The sequence below is a fragment of the Paenibacillus montanisoli genome (assembly GCF_003268025.1).
Taxonomy (GTDB): domain Bacteria; phylum Bacillota; class Bacilli; order Paenibacillales; family Paenibacillaceae; genus Paenibacillus_Z; species Paenibacillus_Z montanisoli.
In genome coordinates, this window is record NZ_QLUW01000001.1 from 1763450 (window position 1) to 1781735 (window position 18286).

Below are 18286 nucleotides of genomic sequence, written 5' to 3' on the forward strand. Positions count from 1 at the left end.
TGGTTGAACAGGCCGGCTTGGCCTGTTCAACCTTATTTTTTGCGACTTCGATAACTTCCGGAGGAATTGATGTACACGTATACGATTTGTTTTATCGAGCAAGGCAGCCGCTTGTTGATGCTGAACCGGAACAAGCCTCCCGCGATGGGCTTGTGGAATGGGGTGGGCGGAAAGCTAGAACCCGGAGAAACGCCGTTAGCGTGCGTAGAACGGGAAGTGTTTGAAGAAACGGGGCTGAGGTTAACAAGCTTTAGATACCGGGGAATTGTTTCTTGGCGCGTAGACGAAGCAGATATCGGCGGCATGCATGTGTTCTGCGCAACGTTGCCGGAGCATGCGGAATATGATACGCCGGTTTGCATCGATGAAGGGCTGCTGGAGTGGAAAGAGAAAGCTTGGGTTTTAACAAAAGGAAACTACGGCGTTGGCGTTATCATTCCGGAGTATTTGCCTGCCGTCCTGTCGGACGAGCCTTGCTATGAGCATAAGTGCGTGCTTCACGGAAATCGGCTGACTGCTTACGAAGCGGTGCCGATTGCTGTCCTTGAGCTGTCGACGCATGGCAGAAAATAATAATTGAAGTACAGCCTTTCCAGATGGTACGTTAATAGCAAACGCTTGCTATGATCGGCATTAGGAGGTCAAGCCAATCCATGATCGCACACCGCATTTCGCGCCTAGGCGCATCGCTGCTGCTGTTGTTAATCAACGTCTTCTGCTTTGCGTCACCGGTCATTGCGGCTGAGGAAGAACAGGATCAGCTTAAGCTGGCCTCGGAATCGGCGATTCTGATGGATGCCCGGACAGGCATCGTATTGGTTCAGAAAAATGCCGAGAAGCAGCAGTTTCCGGCGAGTATTACCAAAATCGTGACTGGCATTGTGGCAATCGAAAATGAAAGCGTTTTATCCAACGTGGTGACCGTGTCGAAAGAAGCCCGCCGCGAAGATGGAACTCGCATCTATCTGGCGGAGGGTGAGCAGGTGACGCTAGATAAATTGCTTTTCGGCATGCTCATGAACTCCGGCAATGATGCCGCCACGGCGATCGCGGAATATATAGACGGCTCGAAGGCGAAATTCGCGGAGCGGATGAATGCGTTCGTCAAAGAGAAGGCGGGCGCGGAGCATACGAATTTCGTCAATCCGAGCGGACTGCCGGATAAGGCCCAGGTTACGACGGCGCTGGATATGGCCCGGATCAGCCGATATGCCATGCAGAACGAAACGTTCCGCAAAATTGTCGCAACGAAGAAGATGCCTTGGGTCGGGCAAGAATGGACATCTTCGCTAATCAATCACAACCAGCTGCTCAAAGACTACGATGGGGCGACGGGGATTAAGAACGGCTACACGGAAGCATCGGGGTTTACGCTAGTCGGCTCGGCCAAGCGCGGCGATATGGAGCTGATCGGCGTTCTTTTGAAATCTCCTTCGAAGTCTGCGGTTTACAGCGACATGCGCAATTTACTCGATTTTGGATTTGAGCATTTTGAACTGAAGCAGCTGCTTTCGGCCAATCAGGCCTATCCGTTCGAAAGCGCCGAGCCGGCTGAATTCATTACGAGAGAGCCGATATGGACGGTTGTGCCTAAGGGTGAAACGCCATCCGTATCCGTTAACGTCCAAGGGGAGGTCATCGTACAAAGCTCGATGGGCCTCGTTACGGCTGGCATCATGGAGCCGGTGAAGCCCGAGCTTCCCGTTGTAGCGCTGTCAGCGCCGGCGGCCGAACCGGAACAAGTGCCAGAGATGTCATCGGCTGCTTCCGTCCAGTTAGAGAAGCAAGAGCCATCCGGAAGCACGAACCTGACGATTTTCCTTACTTGGCTCGGACTAATCGTATACTTGGCCATCCTGGCTTATATTCGGTTCAATCGCAAGAAGCGAGAGCGTTCTCGCGGACTATAAATTAGGAACGCCTATCGTTTCTTTCCCGGGTAAAGAGGTAAATGCGATCCCGATGGCGTATATATATATCATGTAACCGTATCCAAAACGAGGAGATGGAAGCGATGAAAATAGTGGTTGAACAGTCGGCTGCACGCTGGTATATCAGAGAAATGGATTTATCGGATGGCGATCATTTGCGTATTTTCGTTCGGCTAGGTGGCAGCGGCAGTTTTCAACCAGGATATTCGCTCGGGATCATGAAGGATGAACCAAGGGATCCGGGGCTTCATCAAGTAGTCGAGGGCATTACCTTCTTCATGGAAGCGGACAATTTGTGGTATCTAGAGGATCGGGATTTGCAGATCACGTTTAACGAGCAGGAAGACGACATCTGGATGAAGCTCGTATAGCGCACGCATAAACAGCCGGATTACGAGGGGCGGGCCGCAGGCTTGCCCTTCTTTTCATGGACTACTATAATGATTCATTATGGTTCTCAAAGGCGGATTGTCGCATGGATTTCAAAAAATATAAGACGTTTCAAGTCGTTGCCGATACGCTGAATTTAACGAATGCCGCCAAACAGCTCGGCTACACGCAGCCGACAATTACGCTCCAGCTGCAATCGCTCGAGAACGAGTTGGGCGTAACTTTGTTCGATCGCGTCGGGAAAAAGACTTATCTGACCCCTTCCGGAAAGCTGGTCAAGCAATACATCGACCAAACGTTCGCGCTCTTGGACGAGATGGAGACGGAGCTGCGCAAGCTTGAAAAGCCGCATGGCGTGCTGACCGTAGCGGCGCCCGAATTTTATTGTACGCAATATCTATCGCTAATCATTCATTCCTATATTTCGGAAAATCCGCAGGTCAAACTGCAGCTGTTCTCCTGCGACAGCAACGATGCGATGAAGAAAGTCGTTTCGAACGAAGCGGATTTGGCGATCATAGCAGGACCGTGCGAATCTCAGCAAATGGAGTCGCTGCCGCTCGGGAAGGAAGACCTAGTGCTGGTGACCACCAAGGAGCTGTTCGAGAAGCACGACGTAAAAACGCTGCTGAAGAGCTATCCGTTCATTACGTATAAAACCGGCTCCAACATTCAGCGGCTCATGAACGAATGCCTTCAGGAGTACGGTTTCACCCCGGACAAAATCATCGAGTGCGTCACGGACGAAACGATTAAACGCACCGTGCTTTATCATACCGGAACCGCCTTGCTTGGCTCCGCACTCGTCGAGGACGAGCTGCGCAAAGGCACGCTAGCCGAAATTCACCGCTTCCCAGGCAAAATCGAAACGTCCATGGTCATCCTGAAGAAGAGGATGGACGAACAAAATATCCAGTCCTTCTCCGACATTGTTCAACGCATCTGGAAGGAATGGAATTAGAACTAATATTAACTTAAGCCTTCAATCCGGTGGTAATCAGGATTGAAGGCTTTTTTCCTCACCGCACGGCGAGGAAAGGTTTTGCTCTAAGGTTGGACCCAAGCTGCATACAGCAGGGAGAGGGAGGGGTGCGGGAGTGGAGAAGCGTAAGCGTCAATCCACGCGCCTCTGTAGCTTGCACGTTCCTTCTGCGCCTCTGTAGCTTCCTTGTGTTTTCCCCGCGCGCCTCTGAACCTCCTCACATTGCATAATCATACATAGGATTTCTCAATTGTTATCATTAGTTATTTCAATTTTTTCTAATAAAATCCCCATGCTACAATGGACATACTCGAAGGATAAGGAAGGAGTGCAGCTTATGAACGCGGTAAAAAACAACAATATTTCCATTATCGGCGTGCCGCTGCAATATGGCGCAGACCGCAAAGGCGTTGACCTGGGGCCGGATGCGATTCGAGGGGCGAATCTTCACGAACGGTTGAGGACGCTTGGATTTAACATAGAAGATACTGGCGATCTAGACGTGCAGCGCAGGCTGGAAACGCCGAAAGAAGGCGAGAAGCTGAAGCATCTGCAGGAAATCGTCCGCGTCAATACGGAGCTCTGCGATAAGGTGTCGGCAGAGATGGCCAGAGGACAATTCCCGCTCGTCTTGGGCGGTGACCATAGCATTGCAATCGGAACGATCAAAGGCGTTCTGCAGCACGTGAAACGGCTTGGCGTCATCTGGTTTGATGCGCATACGGACGTCAATACGCATGAAACCACCTTTTCCGGGAACATCCATGGCATGTCGCTTGCGGCGGCGCTCGGATATGGGCATCCCGATCTGGTCGGCATCGGAGGAGCGGAAAACAAGCTGCGCCCGGAAAATGTCGTCATTATCGGCGCACGGTCGATCGATCCCGGCGAGCGTGCTTTTCTGAAAGAAAAGGGCATTCGGGTCTTCACGATGCATGATATCGACCGCAACGGCATGAAGCAGGTCATGGAAGAGGCGATGGAAATCGTGTCGAACGGAACGGACGGCGTTCATCTCAGCCTGGATCTGGACGGCATGGATCCGTTCGAAGCGCCGGGGGTCGGCACGCCGGTCACGGGCGGGATGTCGTACCGGGAGAGCCATTTTGCCATGGAGATGCTGTTCGAACGCAATATCCTCGTTTCCGCCGAGTTCGTGGAAGTGAACCCGATGCTGGATCAGCATAATAAGACGGCGATGGCCGCAGTTGAATTGATCGGATCGGTGTTTGGCGAACGGATCCTGTAGGTGCATATGCTGTATGAGATTGTGTAAGGGAGAGTGATAGTATGGTCACCGTGACTAATCGCATTATCGAACAAACGGAACGATTCGGCGCGCACAATTATCATCCGCTGCCAATCGTCATTTCAAGGGCGGAGGGCGTTTGGGTCGAGGATCCGGAGGGCAACAAATTCATGGATATGCTCAGTGCCTATTCCGCGCTCAACCATGGCCACCGCCATCCGCGCATCATCGCGGCGCTGAAGGAGCAGGCGGATAAAGTCACGCTTACGTCGCGCGCGTTCCATAACGACCAGCTGGGGGCTTTCTACGAAAAGCTTTCGGTTCTGACCGGGAAAAATATGATTTTGCCGATGAATACAGGCGCTGAAGCGGTCGAGACAGCGCTTAAAGCGGTTCGCCGCTGGGCTTATACCGTAAAGCAAGTCACGGACGATCAAGCGGAAATCATCGTCTGCGAGGGCAATTTTCACGGACGTACCATTACCGTTACCTCGTTCTCCTCATCGGAGGAGTACAAGGAGGGCTTCGGTCCGTTTACGCCGGGATTCAAAATCATCCCTTACGGCGATCTGGAAGCGCTGAGAAAAGCCATTACGCCGAACACGGCCGCGTTCCTCGTGGAACCGATTCAAGGCGAAGCCGGCATCGTGATGCCGCCGGAAGGCTTCCTGAAAGCGGCGGCTGAGCTGTGCAAAGCGAACCGTGTGCTGCTTATCGCCGACGAGATCCAAACGGGCTTTGGCCGGACCGGCAAGACGTTCGCCTGCGACTGGGAATCCGTTGTACCGGATATGTACATCATGGGGAAAGCGCTGGGCGGCGGCGTATTCCCGATTTCGGCCGTTGCGGCTGACCAAGAGATTTTAGGCGTATTCAATCCCGGCTCGCACGGCTCCACGTTCGGAGGCAATCCGCTCGGCTGTGCGGTGGCTATCGCGGCGCTCGACGTGCTGCAAGACGAAGCGCTCGTAAAGCGCTCGGAGGAGCTTGGCGAATACTTCATCGGACAGCTTCGCCAGATCGCGAATCCGGTAATCAAAGAGGTGCGGGGACGAGGTTTGTTTATCGGCCTGGAGCTGCATGGCGAAGCAAGGCCTTATTGCGAGAAGCTGAAGGAGCTCGGCATTCTATGCAAAGAAACGCATGAAACGACGATTCGCTTCGCGCCGCCGCTAACGATTACGAAGGAACAGCTCGATTGGGCGCTCGCACGAATAAAGCAGCTTTTCTAATCCGGCATACAAGCCGGTAAAGGATTCAGAAGACGTATAGGACGGTGTTCGAAATGGCAGAGAAGAACCAAGTAACTGTGAATACGAAGAAGCTGAGCCTGATCCAGGTGCCTTTCGGATTAGGTACGGTCCGCCCCGGAACGGAGGAGGGCCCCGAGAGCATGCTGCAAGCCGGATTGATGCGACAGCTCCGCAAGACAGCCTGCGAAATCGCCGGGGATTATAAAATCAATTGCGCGAAGCCGGCAGCGGATTCCAAAGATCCGAAGCATCTGCCCGAAGTTAAGGAAATGGGCGCGCAAGTGGCTGAGCTGGTTGCCAGTGAAGTCGGCAATCGGCATATCCCGCTCGTACTGGGCGGCGACCACAGCGTGACCATCGGTGTCCTTGCCGGTTTGGCAACAACCGTTAACAAGGTTGGCGTGATCTATTTTGACGCGCATGCGGGGCTGAACGCGGACGGCAAGATGGGCGGCATGTCCCTTTCGGTCGCGCTCGGCATGGCGAAGCTGAAGCTTTCCGACATCGCCGGAAGCGTCTCAGAAACGGCTATAAACAAGCAAAACGTGGTCTTGATCGGGGTTCGCGATGTGGAGCCTGAGGAACGTGAACTCATTCTGGCTGAAGGGATTACCGTATTCACGATGCACGAAATTGACCGGATGGGCATCGAGAAGGTAATCGCAAAGGCAATCGATATTGCCGGACAAGGAACCGACGGCATCCATGTCAGCTTCTCCGCGGACTGCCTTGATCCAATCGAAGCGCCAGGGGTGGAAAATCAGGTACCGGGCGGGTTGACATACCGGGAAGCCCATTTTGCGTGCGAGCTGCTGGCCGAAACCGGACGGATTATCTCCATCGACGTCGTTGAAGTCAATTCCAAGCTGGACGAAAGCCGGCGCACGGCTCGTCTAGCCATTGGACTTATCGCTTCCTTGCTGGGCAAGCGGATTATTTAATCGATCACCAAAAAGCCGTTACGCGAAGTAACGGCTTTTGCTTTCAAAGCTGTGTTCTGCTTTCTACTCCAGTCCGAACTCTTTCATTTTGTTATAAAGCGTGCCTCTGGAGACGCCAAGCAGCTTGGCAGCGGCGCTTTTATTGCCGGCTGTTCGTGCGAGCGCGTCGTGAATGAGCGCCTGCTCCTCGTCATTGCTAATGCTTGCTTTAAGCCGTTTCTCGGTACCTGCCGCCTCTGCTGCAAGGTCCGACTCCTTGGCAGCAGGGTGGGAAAGGCTTGGCTGCTGGGCTTGCAAGGCCGGCGGCAAATGCTCCAGCGTGATGGTATCTTCATCGCTCAGAATGACGCAGCGCTCAATCACGTTGCGCAGCTCGAGGATATTGCCCGGCCAATCATAGTTGGAGAACGCGAGCAGCACTTCCGGCGCCAAGGCAGGAAGCGGCTTTTGGTATTGCAGCGAAAACTGCTTCAGGTACATGTGCAGCATCGCCGGTATATCTTCCGGCCTCTCGCGGAGCGGCGGAATAACAAGCGAGACAACATTCAACGCATAGTACAAATCGGAGCGGAAGAGACCCTGCGCGACCTGCGAAGCCAAGTCCTGCGTGGAAGCCGCGATAATTCGCGTGCGCACCTCGATGGATTTGCTGCCGCCTGAACGGGTAAACGTCTGCTGAGAGATGTAATGATACAGCTTGGCTTGAAGCTCGAGCGACATCCGGTCGATTTCATTGATAAAGAGCGTACCGTCCTTCGCCTGCTCGAGTTTGCCGGCTTGACCGGACTCCGTGCCCGTAAATGCGCCGCCTTGAAAGCCGAATAACTCCGTTTCGAGTAGGCCCATTGGCACGATGCCGCAGTTTACGGATAGAAAAGCATGCTCTGCGCGCGGACCGGCATTATGAATGATTTGCGCAAGCTGCTCCTTGCCGACGCCCCCCTCACCGATCAGCAAGACCGGGGTATCGGTTGCGGCAACTTTACGGGCCCACTGCATCACTTTGCCGATAGCCGGACCTTTGCCTTTGATCAATGAGAACAATTCCTTGTCCGCAGACCGATGCAGATGCGATAACGTATGAGCGGACGTCAGTTGTTCGTTCAGCCGAACGAGCTGCGTAATGTCCTGCTCCGCGGCGATGCCGCCGATAATGGCGCCGTCCGCACCGCGAATTGGGGAGGCATTGATGAGCACATGCGTATCCTCCCGGGGGCGGTGATAGGTGTTGCGAATAAGCCGGCCTTCGTCGAGAATCTTTAACACCATTAAGGTTTCGGTTTCAAAATGCTCGCCGATCCGCCGGCCGAGAATATCGCTTTTGGGCAAATTGTAGATTTCTTCGGCTACCGGGTTCCAGCAGATCACTTCGCCGCTTCGGTCTACGACCGTAACCGCTTCTGTTACGGTTTCCGACAGCGTCTTGAAATAAGCCTCCCAGCGCTGCTGCTCGACAATCGCATGCCGCAACAGCTCGGCTAGTCCGGCATATCCGATGATCTTCCCGTTAGGATCTCGAAGCAGCACGGGGCGGTTTGTCCTACTGTTTAATGTAGTTAATAAATTAGCGGCGGTTAAGTCAAAGACCGGTGACCGGAACCAACTCATTTCGCAAATGCCAGCCATCGCTGACGCTTCAGCTGCCGGGCAGCAAACCTCTATGAGCGGCAGATCGCCCGGAACAACGAAGACCGCACTATTTTTATCATGATCATTAGAATCAGCGAACATGACCGCCTCGCCTTCCCGAAGCGCCCGCTTAAGCTGTTCAACCGAAATTGACTTGTCCATATGCGTGATCTGATTGTTTATAGAGATGTGTTCAATATTGAACATATTGGCCCTCGCAATGTGTGTAGGATGACTCAAATTTACCATAATATTGGCGATGCATACAACAAAAAAGCCCATGGTCGCGCTGCACAACTGTTCAAAAGATTGGTTGAACACAATTTTTGAACAAATACTGTTCAAAATCGAAGGTTAGATGTATAATTGACCTCAGATGATTGAACAACATTGTACAACTCCTTGGGGAGGGACACGACAGAATGGAAGTAATGCTTCGAAATATGTTTCAAGCATTAGGCAAGAGCCGCTCTGCCAACCGTTTGGCCAAGAAATACGGTCTTCGCTTCGGAGCTGCCCGTTTCGTGGCAGGCGAAACGATCAAACAATCGATAGATGCAGTTCGCAAGCTCAATGATGACGGTCGCATGGCGACGCTGGATCACTTGGGTGAATTCGTGTTTAGCGAAGAAGAGGCGAAGGAGTCCGCAGAGATGTGCATACAGACGCTGGACGCGATCGCAAGCTCCGGCATTAATTCCAACCTGTCGCTCAAGATGACGTCGCTCGGCCTTGACATTAGCCATGAGCTTTGCGTGAGCAATATGAAACGCATCTTGAACCGGGCAAGGATGCATAACAATTTTGTCCGAATTGACATGGAAGATTACGCGCACTGCCAAGTGTCGCTCGATATTTACGAAGAGCTCCGCAAGGAATATGACAATGTCGGCATCGTCATTCAAGCCTATCTGTACCGGACGGAGCAGGATATTCAAAACCTGAACGCGCTTGGCGCAAACCTGCGTCTTGTCAAAGGCGCCTACAAGGAATCGCCTGAAGTGGCATTCCCGGAGAAGAAAGACGTGGATGAGAATTTGAAGAAAATCATCCGAATGCATATGATGAACGGCAACTATACGGCGGTAGCAAGCCACGATCCGGCCATTATCGATTTTACGAAAACGTTCGTGCAAGCCGAAGGCATCTCGAAGGACCGCTTTGAGTTCCAAATGCTGTACGGCATTTGCGAGGATTTGCAGAAGCAGCTCGTTCAAGAAGGGTACCGTATCCGCATATACGTGCCTTATGGCGTCGATTGGTTCGGTTATTTTATGCGCCGCTTGGCCGAACGGCCGGCTAATGTATGGTTCGTGCTTAAGAACATGTTTAAATAAGAGAGGGGAAATGACGAACATGAAAACATTTACGGAAGTAAAACCTTATGCGAATGAGCCGTTTACGAATTTTGCGCTGGAAGAGAACAAGAAAGCGATGCAAGCGGCAATTGCCAAGGTGAAAACTGAACTGGGACGTCATTATCCGCTCACGATCGGCGGCGAGAAGATCGAAACGGAAGCGAAAATCACGTCGATCAATCCCGGCAACGTTGATGAAGTGGTCGGTTACGTAAGCAAAGCGGATCAGAAGCTTGCCGAGCAAGCGATGCAAGCGGCGTTGGCTACTTTCGAGACGTGGAAAAAGGTGCCCGCACGCGAGCGTGCGGAGTATCTGTTCAAAGCCGCGAAGCTGATGCGCGAGCGCAAGCATGAATTCTCCGCGCTAATGATGCTTGAATCCGGCAAAAACTATGTCGAGGCCGATGTGGATACTGCCGAAGCTATCGACTTCCTGGAATTTTACGGCCGCGAAATGATTCGTCTGAGCCAAGTGAATGAAACGCAGCCGCTAACGAGAATTCCGGGCGAAGACAACAACATTTCGTACATTCCGCTCGGCGTCGGCGTTATCATTCCGCCATGGAACTTCCCGCTTGCGATCTGCGCAGGCATGACGACGGCTGCCGTAGTTTCCGGCAATACGGTGCTGCTGAAGCCGGCATCGACGACCCCTGTTATCGCGCATAAGTTCTTCGCGCTGATGGAAGAAGTAGGCCTGCCGGCAGGCGTCATCAACTTCATTCCGGGCAGCGGCGCGGAAGTAGGCGACTACTTGACGACGCATCCGAAGACGCGCTTCATCAGCTTCACAGGCTCTAAGGAAGTTGGCCTGCGCATCAATAAATTGGCAGCGGACACGGCTCCAGGCCAAATTTGGATCAAACGCGTCATCGCCGAAATGGGCGGCAAAGACGGGATCGTCGTAGATGAAACAGCTGACCTGGAAGCGGCGGCAACGGCCATCGTGGCATCCGCATTCGGCTTCCAAGGCCAGAAGTGCTCGGCAGGCTCGCGCGCGATCATCGTGGAATCGGTCTACGATCAAGTCGCCGAGCGCGTTGTCGAACTGACGAAACAGCTGCAAGTCGGCCCGCAGGAGCAAAATTTCGCCGCAGGTCCGGTAATTGATAAAACATCCTACGAGCGTATTCTTGAGTATATCGAAGTAGGCAAGCAAGAAGGCACGCTGCTGGTTGGCGGGGGCAAAGCGGAAGGCAACGGCTACTATATCCAGCCGACGGTATTCGGCGAGGCAGGCGGCAAAGCGCGCATCATGCAGGAAGAGATTTTCGGGCCGGTACTGGCGCTCGCGAAAGCGAAGGACTGGAAAGAAGCGATCGCGATGTACAACGATACGGAATTCGGCTTGACCGGCTCTTACTTCTCCACGGATGAAGATCGCATCGCGGAAGCGCTGGAGACCGTACACTGCGGCAATCTGTATATCAACCGTAAGTGCACAGGCGCGCTTGTAGGCGTGCATCCGTTCGGCGGCTTCAATATGTCCGGTACGGATTCCAAAGCAGGCGGTTACGATTACCTGCTGCTCTTCACGCAAGCCAAATTGACATCCCGCAAAATCTAATGAACTTTGCGGCCCTCTATAGCGAACAGCATGGAGGGCCTTTTTTTCACGTTTCATCCGAATGCGGCTTTTCACATTCCAGAGGGGGCTATTGCTCATGAAGGTCAAAGAAAATGTTGACGTACTCGCAAGAACGCAGCAGGTTATCGAAACGGCTTTAACTACACTCGGATATGACAGCGCTTACTACGAGCTGATGAAGGAACCGCTTCGATTGCTGACCGTGCGTATCCCTGTGAAAATGGATGACGGCAAGGTAAAGGTGTTCACCGGCTACCGTGCTCAGCATAATGATGCGGTCGGACCGACCAAGGGCGGCGTCCGATTCCACCCGGATGTGACGCAGGAGGAAGTGAAAGCGCTCTCCATGTGGATGAGCATCAAGTGCGGCATTACGAATCTGCCTTACGGCGGCGGCAAAGGCGGCATTCAATGCGATCCGCGCACGATGTCCTTCGGCGAACTGGAACGGCTGAGCCGCGGCTATGTCCGTGCGATCAGCCAGCTGGTCGGCCCTACGAAGGATATTCCGGCGCCGGACGTGTTTACGAATTCGCAGATCATGGCGTGGATGATGGACGAATACAGCCGCATCCGCGAGTTTGATTCGCCGGGCTTTATTACGGGCAAGCCATTGGTGCTTGGCGGCTCGATCGGCCGCGAGTCGTCGACGGCGCTTGGCGTCAGCATCGTCATGAACGAAGCGGCTAAGGTGCTTGGCATTCCGATCCAGAAGGCGCGCATCATCATCCAAGGCTTCGGCAATGCGGGCAGCTATTTGGCTAAATTTTTACATGACGCCGGCGCTACGATCGTTGGCATCTCCGATGCCGCAGGGGCGCTGTATGACCCGAACGGACTTGATATCGAGCATCTGCTGGAACGCCGCGATTCTTTCGGCTGCGTTACGAATCTGTTTCCAAATCGGATAACGAATCAGGAATTATTGGTTCAGGATTGCGATATCCTAATTCCAGCGGCAATCGAAAATCAAATTACGGAAGATAACGCGCATCTGATCAAAGCGAAGCTGTTGGTTGAAGCCGCGAACGGCCCGACGACGCATGTGGCGACGCAAATTTTGACCGAGCGCGGGATCATGATCGTGCCGGACGTGCTGGCTAGCGCAGGCGGCGTGGTTGTATCCTACTTCGAGTGGGTACAAAATAATCAAGGCTACTATTGGACAGAAGAAGAGGTCAACGAACGTCTGACTAAAATTTTGGTGGATGCGTTCCATAACGTTTACCGTACCTCGCAAGAGAAGAAGGCCGATATGAGACTGTCAGCCTATATGGTTGGCCTGAAACGAGTTGCGGAAGCCGTACGTTGGAGAGGTTGGGTCTAAGATGGCACAAACGAGCATTATTTTCAGACTAGAGCTTGATCATAAGAAGGTCAGCTTCGGAGATGTGGCCGGAGCGATCAGCAAGGCGGGCGGGGACATCACTTCGATTGACGTCATCCGACCCGGCCATGATACGTCTACGCGCGATATTACGGTCGATCTGTCCGACAAGAACGAAACGGTTATGATCGATGCGCTTCGCAGCATCGACGGCATAACGGTCGTCAACGTTTCGGACCGAACATTTCTTGTTCACTTAGGCGGTAAAATCACGATCCAGCCGACGCTGCCGATCAAGAACCGTGACGATCTTTCGAAGGTGTACACGCCTGGCGTAGCCAAAGTGTGTACGGCCATCGCGGAGAATCAGCATAAGGCATATTCGCTGACGATCAAGCGCAATACCGTTGCCGTCGTCTCGGATGGTACGGCAGTATTGGGGCTCGGCGATATCGGTCCGCATGCGGCGGCGCCCGTCATGGAAGGGAAGGCGATGCTGTTTAAACAGCTCGCTGGCGTAGATGCGTTCCCGATTTGCCTCGATACGAAGGATACGGAGGAAATCATCCGGACGATCAAGGTGATGAGCCCGATCTTCGGCGGCATCAACCTAGAGGATATCAGCTCGCCGCGGTGCTTCGAGATCGAGAGCCGGCTTGCGGACGAGCTCGAAATCCCGGTCTTTCATGACGATCAGCACGGTACGGCTGTCGTAGTTATCGCCGGGCTGCTGAATGCGCTGAAGGTGGTCGGCAAACGGATGGAAAACATTCGCGTTGTCGTTAACGGCATCGGCGCGGCTGGCGTTTCGATCTGCAAAATGCTGCTCCAAGCAGGCGTGAAGCGGCTTGTGCCCGTTGATCGGGATGGCGCCATCGTGCGAGGCGGGAGCTACGAGCATCATCCGATGTGGCAGTGGCTTTCCGAGCAGCCTCAGGTGGAGTCGCGAAGCGGCACGCTGAAGGACGTAATTGACGGGGCGGACGTATTCATCGGCGTCTCGCGTGCGCGGGTGTTGAATGAAGAGGACGTCAAGCGGATGGCGCCGGACAGCATCGTGTTCGCGATGGCGAATCCGGAACCGGAGATTTCACCGGAAGAAGCGCTGCCGCATGTGGCTGTCTTCGCGACGGGACGCAGCGACTATCCGAACCAGATTAACAATGTACTCGTATTCCCGGGTTTGTTCCGCGGCGCGCTCGATTGCCGCGCAAGACGGATCAACGAACCGATGAAAATGGCTGCCGCAAGGGCGATCGCGTCGGTGGTTTCGGGCGGCGAGCTGAATGAGCACTACATAATCCCGAGTATCTTCAATGAGCAGGTGGTTGTGCAAGTGCGCAAGGCGGTTATCGAAGCGGCGATATTGACCAATGTCGCACGGCGGACGCCGCCGGAGTTCCGGTAAAATAGTAGTGGGTGTTCCAGGCCTAATTCGGCTTTGGGACACCTATTTTTTTGGCTTGCGAGAGCCGATGTGAGGGTAAAACTGTACAAGTTATCGCTTTAGGGCTCGAAAATGCGCTAAATCAATGAGAGAGAGGTACTAGTTACCGCATATAGGCCGGATGCAAAAATGCGGGAGAAAGGTTCTTAGGTCTGTTGGCAGCGGTTTCAAAAATCACTATGATAGTGCTGTACCGTTAACTATCACACTTGGGGAGGCTTGTGGGAGTGACTTTAACGCACAAAGAGCTGGCATCGTCGTGTTTCAACAAGGTGTGGGACTTGTTGAGCAAGGAAGACCGAACCGAACAAGAAAATGATGAAATGGTGCATTTATGCCACAGCTCGTTTTGGCATTGGACGCAAGTAGAAGAGCATACGGCAACGAATCTTTCCGTCGGGTATTGGCAGCTGGCGCGCGTTTATGCCGAGATCGGCCAAGGCAGCCCTGCGCTTGAATATGCGAATAAGTGTATCAAGGTCAGCGCTGATGCCGAGCTGGACGCTTTCTACATGGCTTATGCTTATGAAGCGGCTGCCCGGGCGTACTCGGTATTGAACAAAATGGACAAGCGGCAGGCGGCGACGGCGCAAGCTGCCGATTATGCGGAGCTGATTACGGATGCGGGAAGCAAAAGCTGGGTTATTACCGATCTCGCCACGATTTAACATGGATCCACTGTTAGCAAATCCATAAAAAAAGACAGCAGGTTGCCTTAAGGCAAATGTCCCGCTGTCTTTTTTTGCGTTCTTTTTAGCCCGTGGACGGACTGTTTGGCACAGTGCCCTTCTGGTTTCGATTCCGGTCAGTCGAGCCTGCTACATCGTTTTCAGCCTGGCTGGACGCCATCTGCATCGCTTCCATTTTGCCTTGCAGCGTCTTGTTCTTGTTTCTGGACAACGTGAATCCTCCTCGTCATATAGTTGCCTGAGGATTGAGGCGATCATAGGTTGCCCAATCTTAGCGAGCCCGATTCTTGCCGATCATTCAATTATGTCCAGATCGAAACATTTATTGTCCAGATCGACCATGATTCTGCCTGAATGGTTGATTAGAATGGGGGTAAGTAATCGTTTTCATAGTCGTAAACAAGTGGAGGAGATGTATGAGCGCGTTCATCGGCGTTGGTATCCTCGGATTTGCCCACGGGCATGTCCATGCTTATTGTGACGAATGGAAAAATCCTGAGCTGGGCATTGCGGTGAGGGCCGGCTGGGACCATGATTCGCAGCGGATGGAGGCAGCATGTCAGCAGTTTGGCTTACAGGGCTATGCGGATGCGGACAGTTTGCTGGAACGGTCCGACATTCAGGCGGTCGTGATCGCTTCCGAAACGTCCAGACATGCGGAACTCGTTGAGCTGGCGGCGGCGCGCGGGAAAGCCATCGTGCTGCAAAAGCCTTTGGCGTTGACCATGGCGGAAGCGGACCGGATCGTAAACGCGGTCCGCGATCATCAGGTGCCGTTCACGATGGCTTGGCAGATGCGCACCGATCCGCAGAACATCCAGATGAAGCAATGGATCGAAAGCGGCGAGCTCGGCCAAATTTTCATGGTTCGCCGCAGGCATGGGCTTCCGGTAGGGCTGAATGCCGATTTTGCCGACACATGGCATGTCGACCCGGCGGCGAACCGCGATATTTGGGCGGACGATTCCGCGCATCCGGTCGACTTCATCCACTGGCTGCTCGGTGAACCGGACAGCGTAACCGCCGAAATCGGCTCGCTGTATAATCCGCGAATCCCGATGGACAACGGAATCGCGGTCTATCGCTATTCCGGCGGTCCGATCGCCGAAGTCAGCTGCTCGTTCACCTGCACCTCCGCCGTAAATACGACCGAAATCATCGGCGAGCTGGGCACGATCGTCCAGAATTACGGCGATGCGACTAGCTGCAATGTACCTAGACCGGACGACGGCGCGTCAGCCGGCCTGATCAAGTTTACGACTGCGACCGGCACTTGGACAGCGAGCGGCATCGTCTCGCCGCAGAATCATGGTTACCGCATTCGCGGACTGGCGAAGCCGCTTGCCGATTTCCTGCGCGGGGAAAGCGGACCTTTGGCAACGGCAGAAGAAGGGCGTACGTCGCTGCGGATGGTGCTGGCCACCTATGTATCCAATGAAGAAGGACGCCGCGTGCAGCTGAGCGATCTGAAGATCGAGCAAGTGTAAGTACCAACCCCTAATCGATGAGGAGGACTAGGCAATGGCAGTTAAAATCGGAATTGTCGGCATGAACGGAATCGGGAACCTGCATGCAGCTTGTTATAAAGAGGATGAACTGGCGGATCTGGTCGCCGTGTGCGACGTCGTCAAGGAGCGCGCGGATACCGCTGCCGCAAAGTATGGCGTAAAAGCTTACTACAGCTTGAAAGACATGATTGAAAGCGAGCCGGACATCGAGGTCATCGACGTCACGACCGGCGGCATCGACAACGGCAGCTGGCATTTCGAGCCGGCCATGGAGGCGATCGGTTACGGGAAGCACGTGCTGGTCGAGAAGCCGCTTTGCCACGACATCCGCGAAGCAAGGGAGTTGGTCGCGTTTGCCGAGAAGAAGAAGGTGTACCTAGGCTGCAACCTGAACCATTACTTCACTCCGCCGGCCGAGAAAGGCAAACAGTATATCGAGAACGGCGAAATCGGGGAACTGGTTTACTGCTTGGCGAAGATGGGCTTCAATGGCGGCGAAGCCAACTACGGTCCTGCGGGCTCCGGCAAAGTGAAGGGCCATCCGTATTTTCACATGAAGGCGTTTCTGACTCACCCACTCAGCGTCATGCGTTATTTCTGCGGCGATATTACCCATATTCAAACCTTCTCCGACCGGCCGGGCTTCCGCAGAAACGCAGGCGATGTGATGGCTTCCATCAACAGCATCCATCTGAAATTCGCAAACGGCGGCGTCGGCTATCTGCTTAGCCAGCGCGGCGATGCGGTGTACGGGCTCGGCGGCTGGTGGAGCCTAGAGATGGCCGGCTCGAAAGGCACGTTCTGCATCGAGAACTGCGTCGAGAAGATCTCGTACTGGAAAGCGGCCAAAGGCATTCCGGCGATTAGCGTGCAGCCGGAGCCGGAAGTGACCGACTATGGCACGAACGATTTCAACCGGACGTTCAATCACCGCCTCCACGCTTTCCTGGAGGATGTCTCGAACCGCGTGCCGTTCGAGGAGCTGCGCGCCAACGGCCGCGATGCGCTCGCCGTATTGGAATATACCTTTGCCGTCATCGAGTCGTATGAGCGCGGCGGGGAAATGGTGCGTCCGCACCCGCTGCCGCCGCTGCACGGCGACCCGTTGTTTTTGAAATAATCCAGCGAATCGAAAATAGAGGAGGCACCGCAAATGATTCAAGTTGGCGTGAACTCGGTATTATTCAAATCCTATGATTTTGCCCAGGCGGCGCAGTTGATTGCCCGCTGCGGCTACGACGGCGTAGAAATTGCCGCCATTCAAGGCATGTGCGAGCATCTTGACCTTAGCCGCTGGCAGGAGCAGAAGGAGGAGCTGCAGGCGATCGTGCGGGAGAACGGGCTCAAGTTCCTCTCCATGGAGGTCGCGTCGCTGGACGAAGACCGTCTGTTGCTTGCCTTTCAGGCCGCTCAAGCGATCGGCATCCCGATCGTCAATATCGGACCAGGCGGAAAATCCGGCGTAGCCGAAGATCTGGACGCTTCGATCGCCAAGCTGAGCAGGCTGTCCGAAATCGCGGGCAGCTACGGCGTTACGCTCTGCGTGAAAGCGCATGTCGGCAACGCGATCTACAATACGCCTACGACGCTTGCCGCGATGGAGCAAATCACTTCGCCTTCGTTCGGCATCGATATGGATCCCAGCCATATCCACCGGTCCGGCGAGAACGCAGAGGAAGCGCTGCCTGCGGTCATCAGCCGCGTGAAGCATATCCATATCCGCGATTGCAAAGGCCGCGAGCAAGGTCCAGGTCCGATCGAGCTGCAAGCATGCGGCAGAGGGGACATCGATCTGTACGGCTATTGCGAGGCGATGGTGACAGGCGGTTACGACGGTCCGGTCGTGCTTGAAGTCATCGGCGCGCAGCCGGCGCATACGATTGAGCAGGTAACGGCCGTCGCCGCAGAATCTTACGGTTATTTGAACGCATGCTTGAAGAAGCTTAACGCACGTTGATTCGCAAAGGCAATTCATAAAATCGATCAGTAGGAGG

17 protein-coding genes are annotated in these 18286 nt (G+C 54.1%); 15 read left to right on the forward strand and 2 right to left on the reverse strand.

Annotation, left to right across the window (positions count from 1 at the left end; translation table 11 throughout):
* The first annotated feature begins 69 nt into the window (after window positions 1-69).
* From DL346_RS07880 to rocF (DL346_RS07910), 7 genes are all read left to right on the forward strand, one after another.
* Complete coding sequence (locus tag DL346_RS07880; protein ID WP_112881457.1) at window positions 70-573, forward strand: NUDIX hydrolase; 504 nt, start codon at window positions 70-72, stop codon at window positions 571-573.
* Window positions 574-653: 80 nt separating this feature from the next.
* Window positions 654-1910 (forward strand): D-alanyl-D-alanine carboxypeptidase family protein, encoded by a 1257-nt coding sequence (locus DL346_RS07885; RefSeq protein ID WP_165822406.1) that lies wholly within the window; start codon window positions 654-656, stop codon window positions 1908-1910.
* A 104-nt stretch (window positions 1911-2014) separates the two neighbouring features.
* Window positions 2015-2302 (forward strand): HesB/YadR/YfhF family protein, encoded by a 288-nt coding sequence (locus DL346_RS07890; RefSeq protein WP_112881459.1) that lies wholly within the window; start codon window positions 2015-2017, stop codon window positions 2300-2302.
* A 104-nt stretch (window positions 2303-2406) separates the two neighbouring features.
* Entirely contained in the window at window positions 2407-3282 is an 876-nt protein-coding gene (locus DL346_RS07895) for a LysR family transcriptional regulator (RefSeq protein WP_112881460.1), read from the forward strand.
* Window positions 3283-3640: 358 nt separating this feature from the next.
* Window positions 3641-4552 carry an arginase gene (gene rocF / locus DL346_RS07900; RefSeq protein WP_112881461.1) on the forward strand — a complete coding sequence of 304 codons (912 nt, stop codon included), beginning with the start codon at window positions 3641-3643 and terminating at the stop codon, window positions 4550-4552.
* 41 nt (window positions 4553-4593) lie between these two features.
* Complete coding sequence (locus DL346_RS07905; RefSeq protein WP_112881462.1) at window positions 4594-5784, forward strand: ornithine--oxo-acid transaminase; 1191 nt, start codon at window positions 4594-4596, stop codon at window positions 5782-5784.
* Between the two features lie 53 nt (window positions 5785-5837).
* Window positions 5838-6746: an arginase gene (gene rocF, locus DL346_RS07910; protein ID WP_112881842.1), complete on the forward strand. Its 909-nt coding sequence runs from the start codon at window positions 5838-5840 to the stop codon at window positions 6744-6746.
* 63 nt (window positions 6747-6809) lie between these two features.
* Here rocF (DL346_RS07910) and DL346_RS07915 read toward each other — a convergent pair whose 3' ends face one another.
* On the reverse strand, window positions 6810-8582 hold the full coding sequence (locus tag DL346_RS07915) for a sigma-54 interaction domain-containing protein (protein ID WP_112881463.1): 1773 nt from the start codon (window positions 8580-8582) through the stop codon (window positions 6810-6812).
* A 215-nt stretch (window positions 8583-8797) separates the two neighbouring features.
* On the opposite strand from DL346_RS07915, the gene DL346_RS07920 reads away from it, so the two are divergent.
* From DL346_RS07920 to DL346_RS07940, 5 genes are all read left to right on the forward strand, one after another.
* Entirely contained in the window at window positions 8798-9712 is a 915-nt protein-coding gene (locus DL346_RS07920; RefSeq protein ID WP_112881464.1) for a proline dehydrogenase family protein, read from the forward strand.
* A 19-nt stretch (window positions 9713-9731) separates the two neighbouring features.
* Window positions 9732-11300, forward strand: coding sequence for an L-glutamate gamma-semialdehyde dehydrogenase (gene pruA, locus DL346_RS07925; protein WP_112881843.1), 1569 nt, complete (start codon window positions 9732-9734; stop codon window positions 11298-11300).
* Window positions 11301-11397: 97 nt separating this feature from the next.
* Window positions 11398-12648, forward strand: coding sequence for a Glu/Leu/Phe/Val family dehydrogenase (locus DL346_RS07930; protein WP_112881465.1), 1251 nt, complete (start codon window positions 11398-11400; stop codon window positions 12646-12648).
* Window position 12649: 1 nt separating this feature from the next.
* Window positions 12650-14056, forward strand: coding sequence for an NAD-dependent malic enzyme (locus DL346_RS07935; RefSeq protein ID WP_112881466.1), 1407 nt, complete (start codon window positions 12650-12652; stop codon window positions 14054-14056).
* Between the two features lie 266 nt (window positions 14057-14322).
* On the forward strand, window positions 14323-14763 hold the full coding sequence (locus DL346_RS07940) for a hypothetical protein (RefSeq protein WP_240633062.1): 441 nt from the start codon (window positions 14323-14325) through the stop codon (window positions 14761-14763).
* 85 nt (window positions 14764-14848) lie between these two features.
* Here DL346_RS07940 and DL346_RS28980 read toward each other — a convergent pair whose 3' ends face one another.
* Complete coding sequence (locus DL346_RS28980) at window positions 14849-14995, reverse strand: hypothetical protein (RefSeq protein ID WP_165822407.1); 147 nt, start codon at window positions 14993-14995, stop codon at window positions 14849-14851.
* 205 nt (window positions 14996-15200) lie between these two features.
* On the opposite strand from DL346_RS28980, the gene DL346_RS07945 reads away from it, so the two are divergent.
* Genes DL346_RS07945 through DL346_RS07955 form a run of 3 tightly spaced genes read left to right on the forward strand, consistent with a single transcriptional unit; the run spans window position 15201 to window position 18249 of the window.
* Window positions 15201-16271, forward strand: coding sequence for a Gfo/Idh/MocA family protein (locus tag DL346_RS07945; protein ID WP_112881468.1), 1071 nt, complete (start codon window positions 15201-15203; stop codon window positions 16269-16271).
* A gap of 34 nt (window positions 16272-16305) precedes the next feature.
* Window positions 16306-17412 carry a Gfo/Idh/MocA family protein gene (locus tag DL346_RS07950; RefSeq protein ID WP_112881469.1) on the forward strand — a complete coding sequence of 369 codons (1107 nt, stop codon included), beginning with the start codon at window positions 16306-16308 and terminating at the stop codon, window positions 17410-17412.
* A 33-nt stretch (window positions 17413-17445) separates the two neighbouring features.
* Window positions 17446-18249: a sugar phosphate isomerase/epimerase family protein gene (locus DL346_RS07955; protein WP_112881470.1), complete on the forward strand. Its 804-nt coding sequence runs from the start codon at window positions 17446-17448 to the stop codon at window positions 18247-18249.
* The last annotated feature ends 37 nt before the right edge of the window (window positions 18250-18286 follow it).

Bases quoted from the DNA above. Each gene is read 5' to 3' on its own strand.
- DL346_RS07880 (WP_112881457.1), top strand. From the start codon at position 70: ATGTACACGTATACGATTTGTTTTATCGAGCAAGGCAGCCGCTTGTTG.
- DL346_RS07885 (WP_165822406.1), top strand. From the start codon at position 654: ATGATCGCACACCGCATTTCGCGCCTAGGCGCATCGCTGCTGCTGTTG.
- DL346_RS07890 (WP_112881459.1), top strand. From the start codon at position 2,015: ATGAAAATAGTGGTTGAACAGTCGGCTGCACGCTGGTATATCAGAGAA.
- DL346_RS07895 (WP_112881460.1), top strand. From the start codon at position 2,407: ATGGATTTCAAAAAATATAAGACGTTTCAAGTCGTTGCCGATACGCTG.
- rocF (WP_112881461.1), top strand. From the start codon at position 3,641: ATGAACGCGGTAAAAAACAACAATATTTCCATTATCGGCGTGCCGCTG.
- DL346_RS07905 (WP_112881462.1), top strand. From the start codon at position 4,594: ATGGTCACCGTGACTAATCGCATTATCGAACAAACGGAACGATTCGGC.
- rocF (WP_112881842.1), top strand. From the start codon at position 5,838: ATGGCAGAGAAGAACCAAGTAACTGTGAATACGAAGAAGCTGAGCCTG.
- DL346_RS07915 (WP_112881463.1), bottom strand. From the start codon at position 8,582: ATGTTCAATATTGAACACATCTCTATAAACAATCAGATCACGCATATG.
- DL346_RS07920 (WP_112881464.1), top strand. From the start codon at position 8,798: ATGGAAGTAATGCTTCGAAATATGTTTCAAGCATTAGGCAAGAGCCGC.
- pruA (WP_112881843.1), top strand. From the start codon at position 9,732: ATGAAAACATTTACGGAAGTAAAACCTTATGCGAATGAGCCGTTTACG.
- DL346_RS07930 (WP_112881465.1), top strand. From the start codon at position 11,398: ATGAAGGTCAAAGAAAATGTTGACGTACTCGCAAGAACGCAGCAGGTT.
- DL346_RS07935 (WP_112881466.1), top strand. From the start codon at position 12,650: ATGGCACAAACGAGCATTATTTTCAGACTAGAGCTTGATCATAAGAAG.
- DL346_RS07945 (WP_112881468.1), top strand. From the start codon at position 15,201: ATGAGCGCGTTCATCGGCGTTGGTATCCTCGGATTTGCCCACGGGCAT.
- DL346_RS07950 (WP_112881469.1), top strand. From the start codon at position 16,306: ATGGCAGTTAAAATCGGAATTGTCGGCATGAACGGAATCGGGAACCTG.
- DL346_RS07955 (WP_112881470.1), top strand. From the start codon at position 17,446: ATGATTCAAGTTGGCGTGAACTCGGTATTATTCAAATCCTATGATTTT.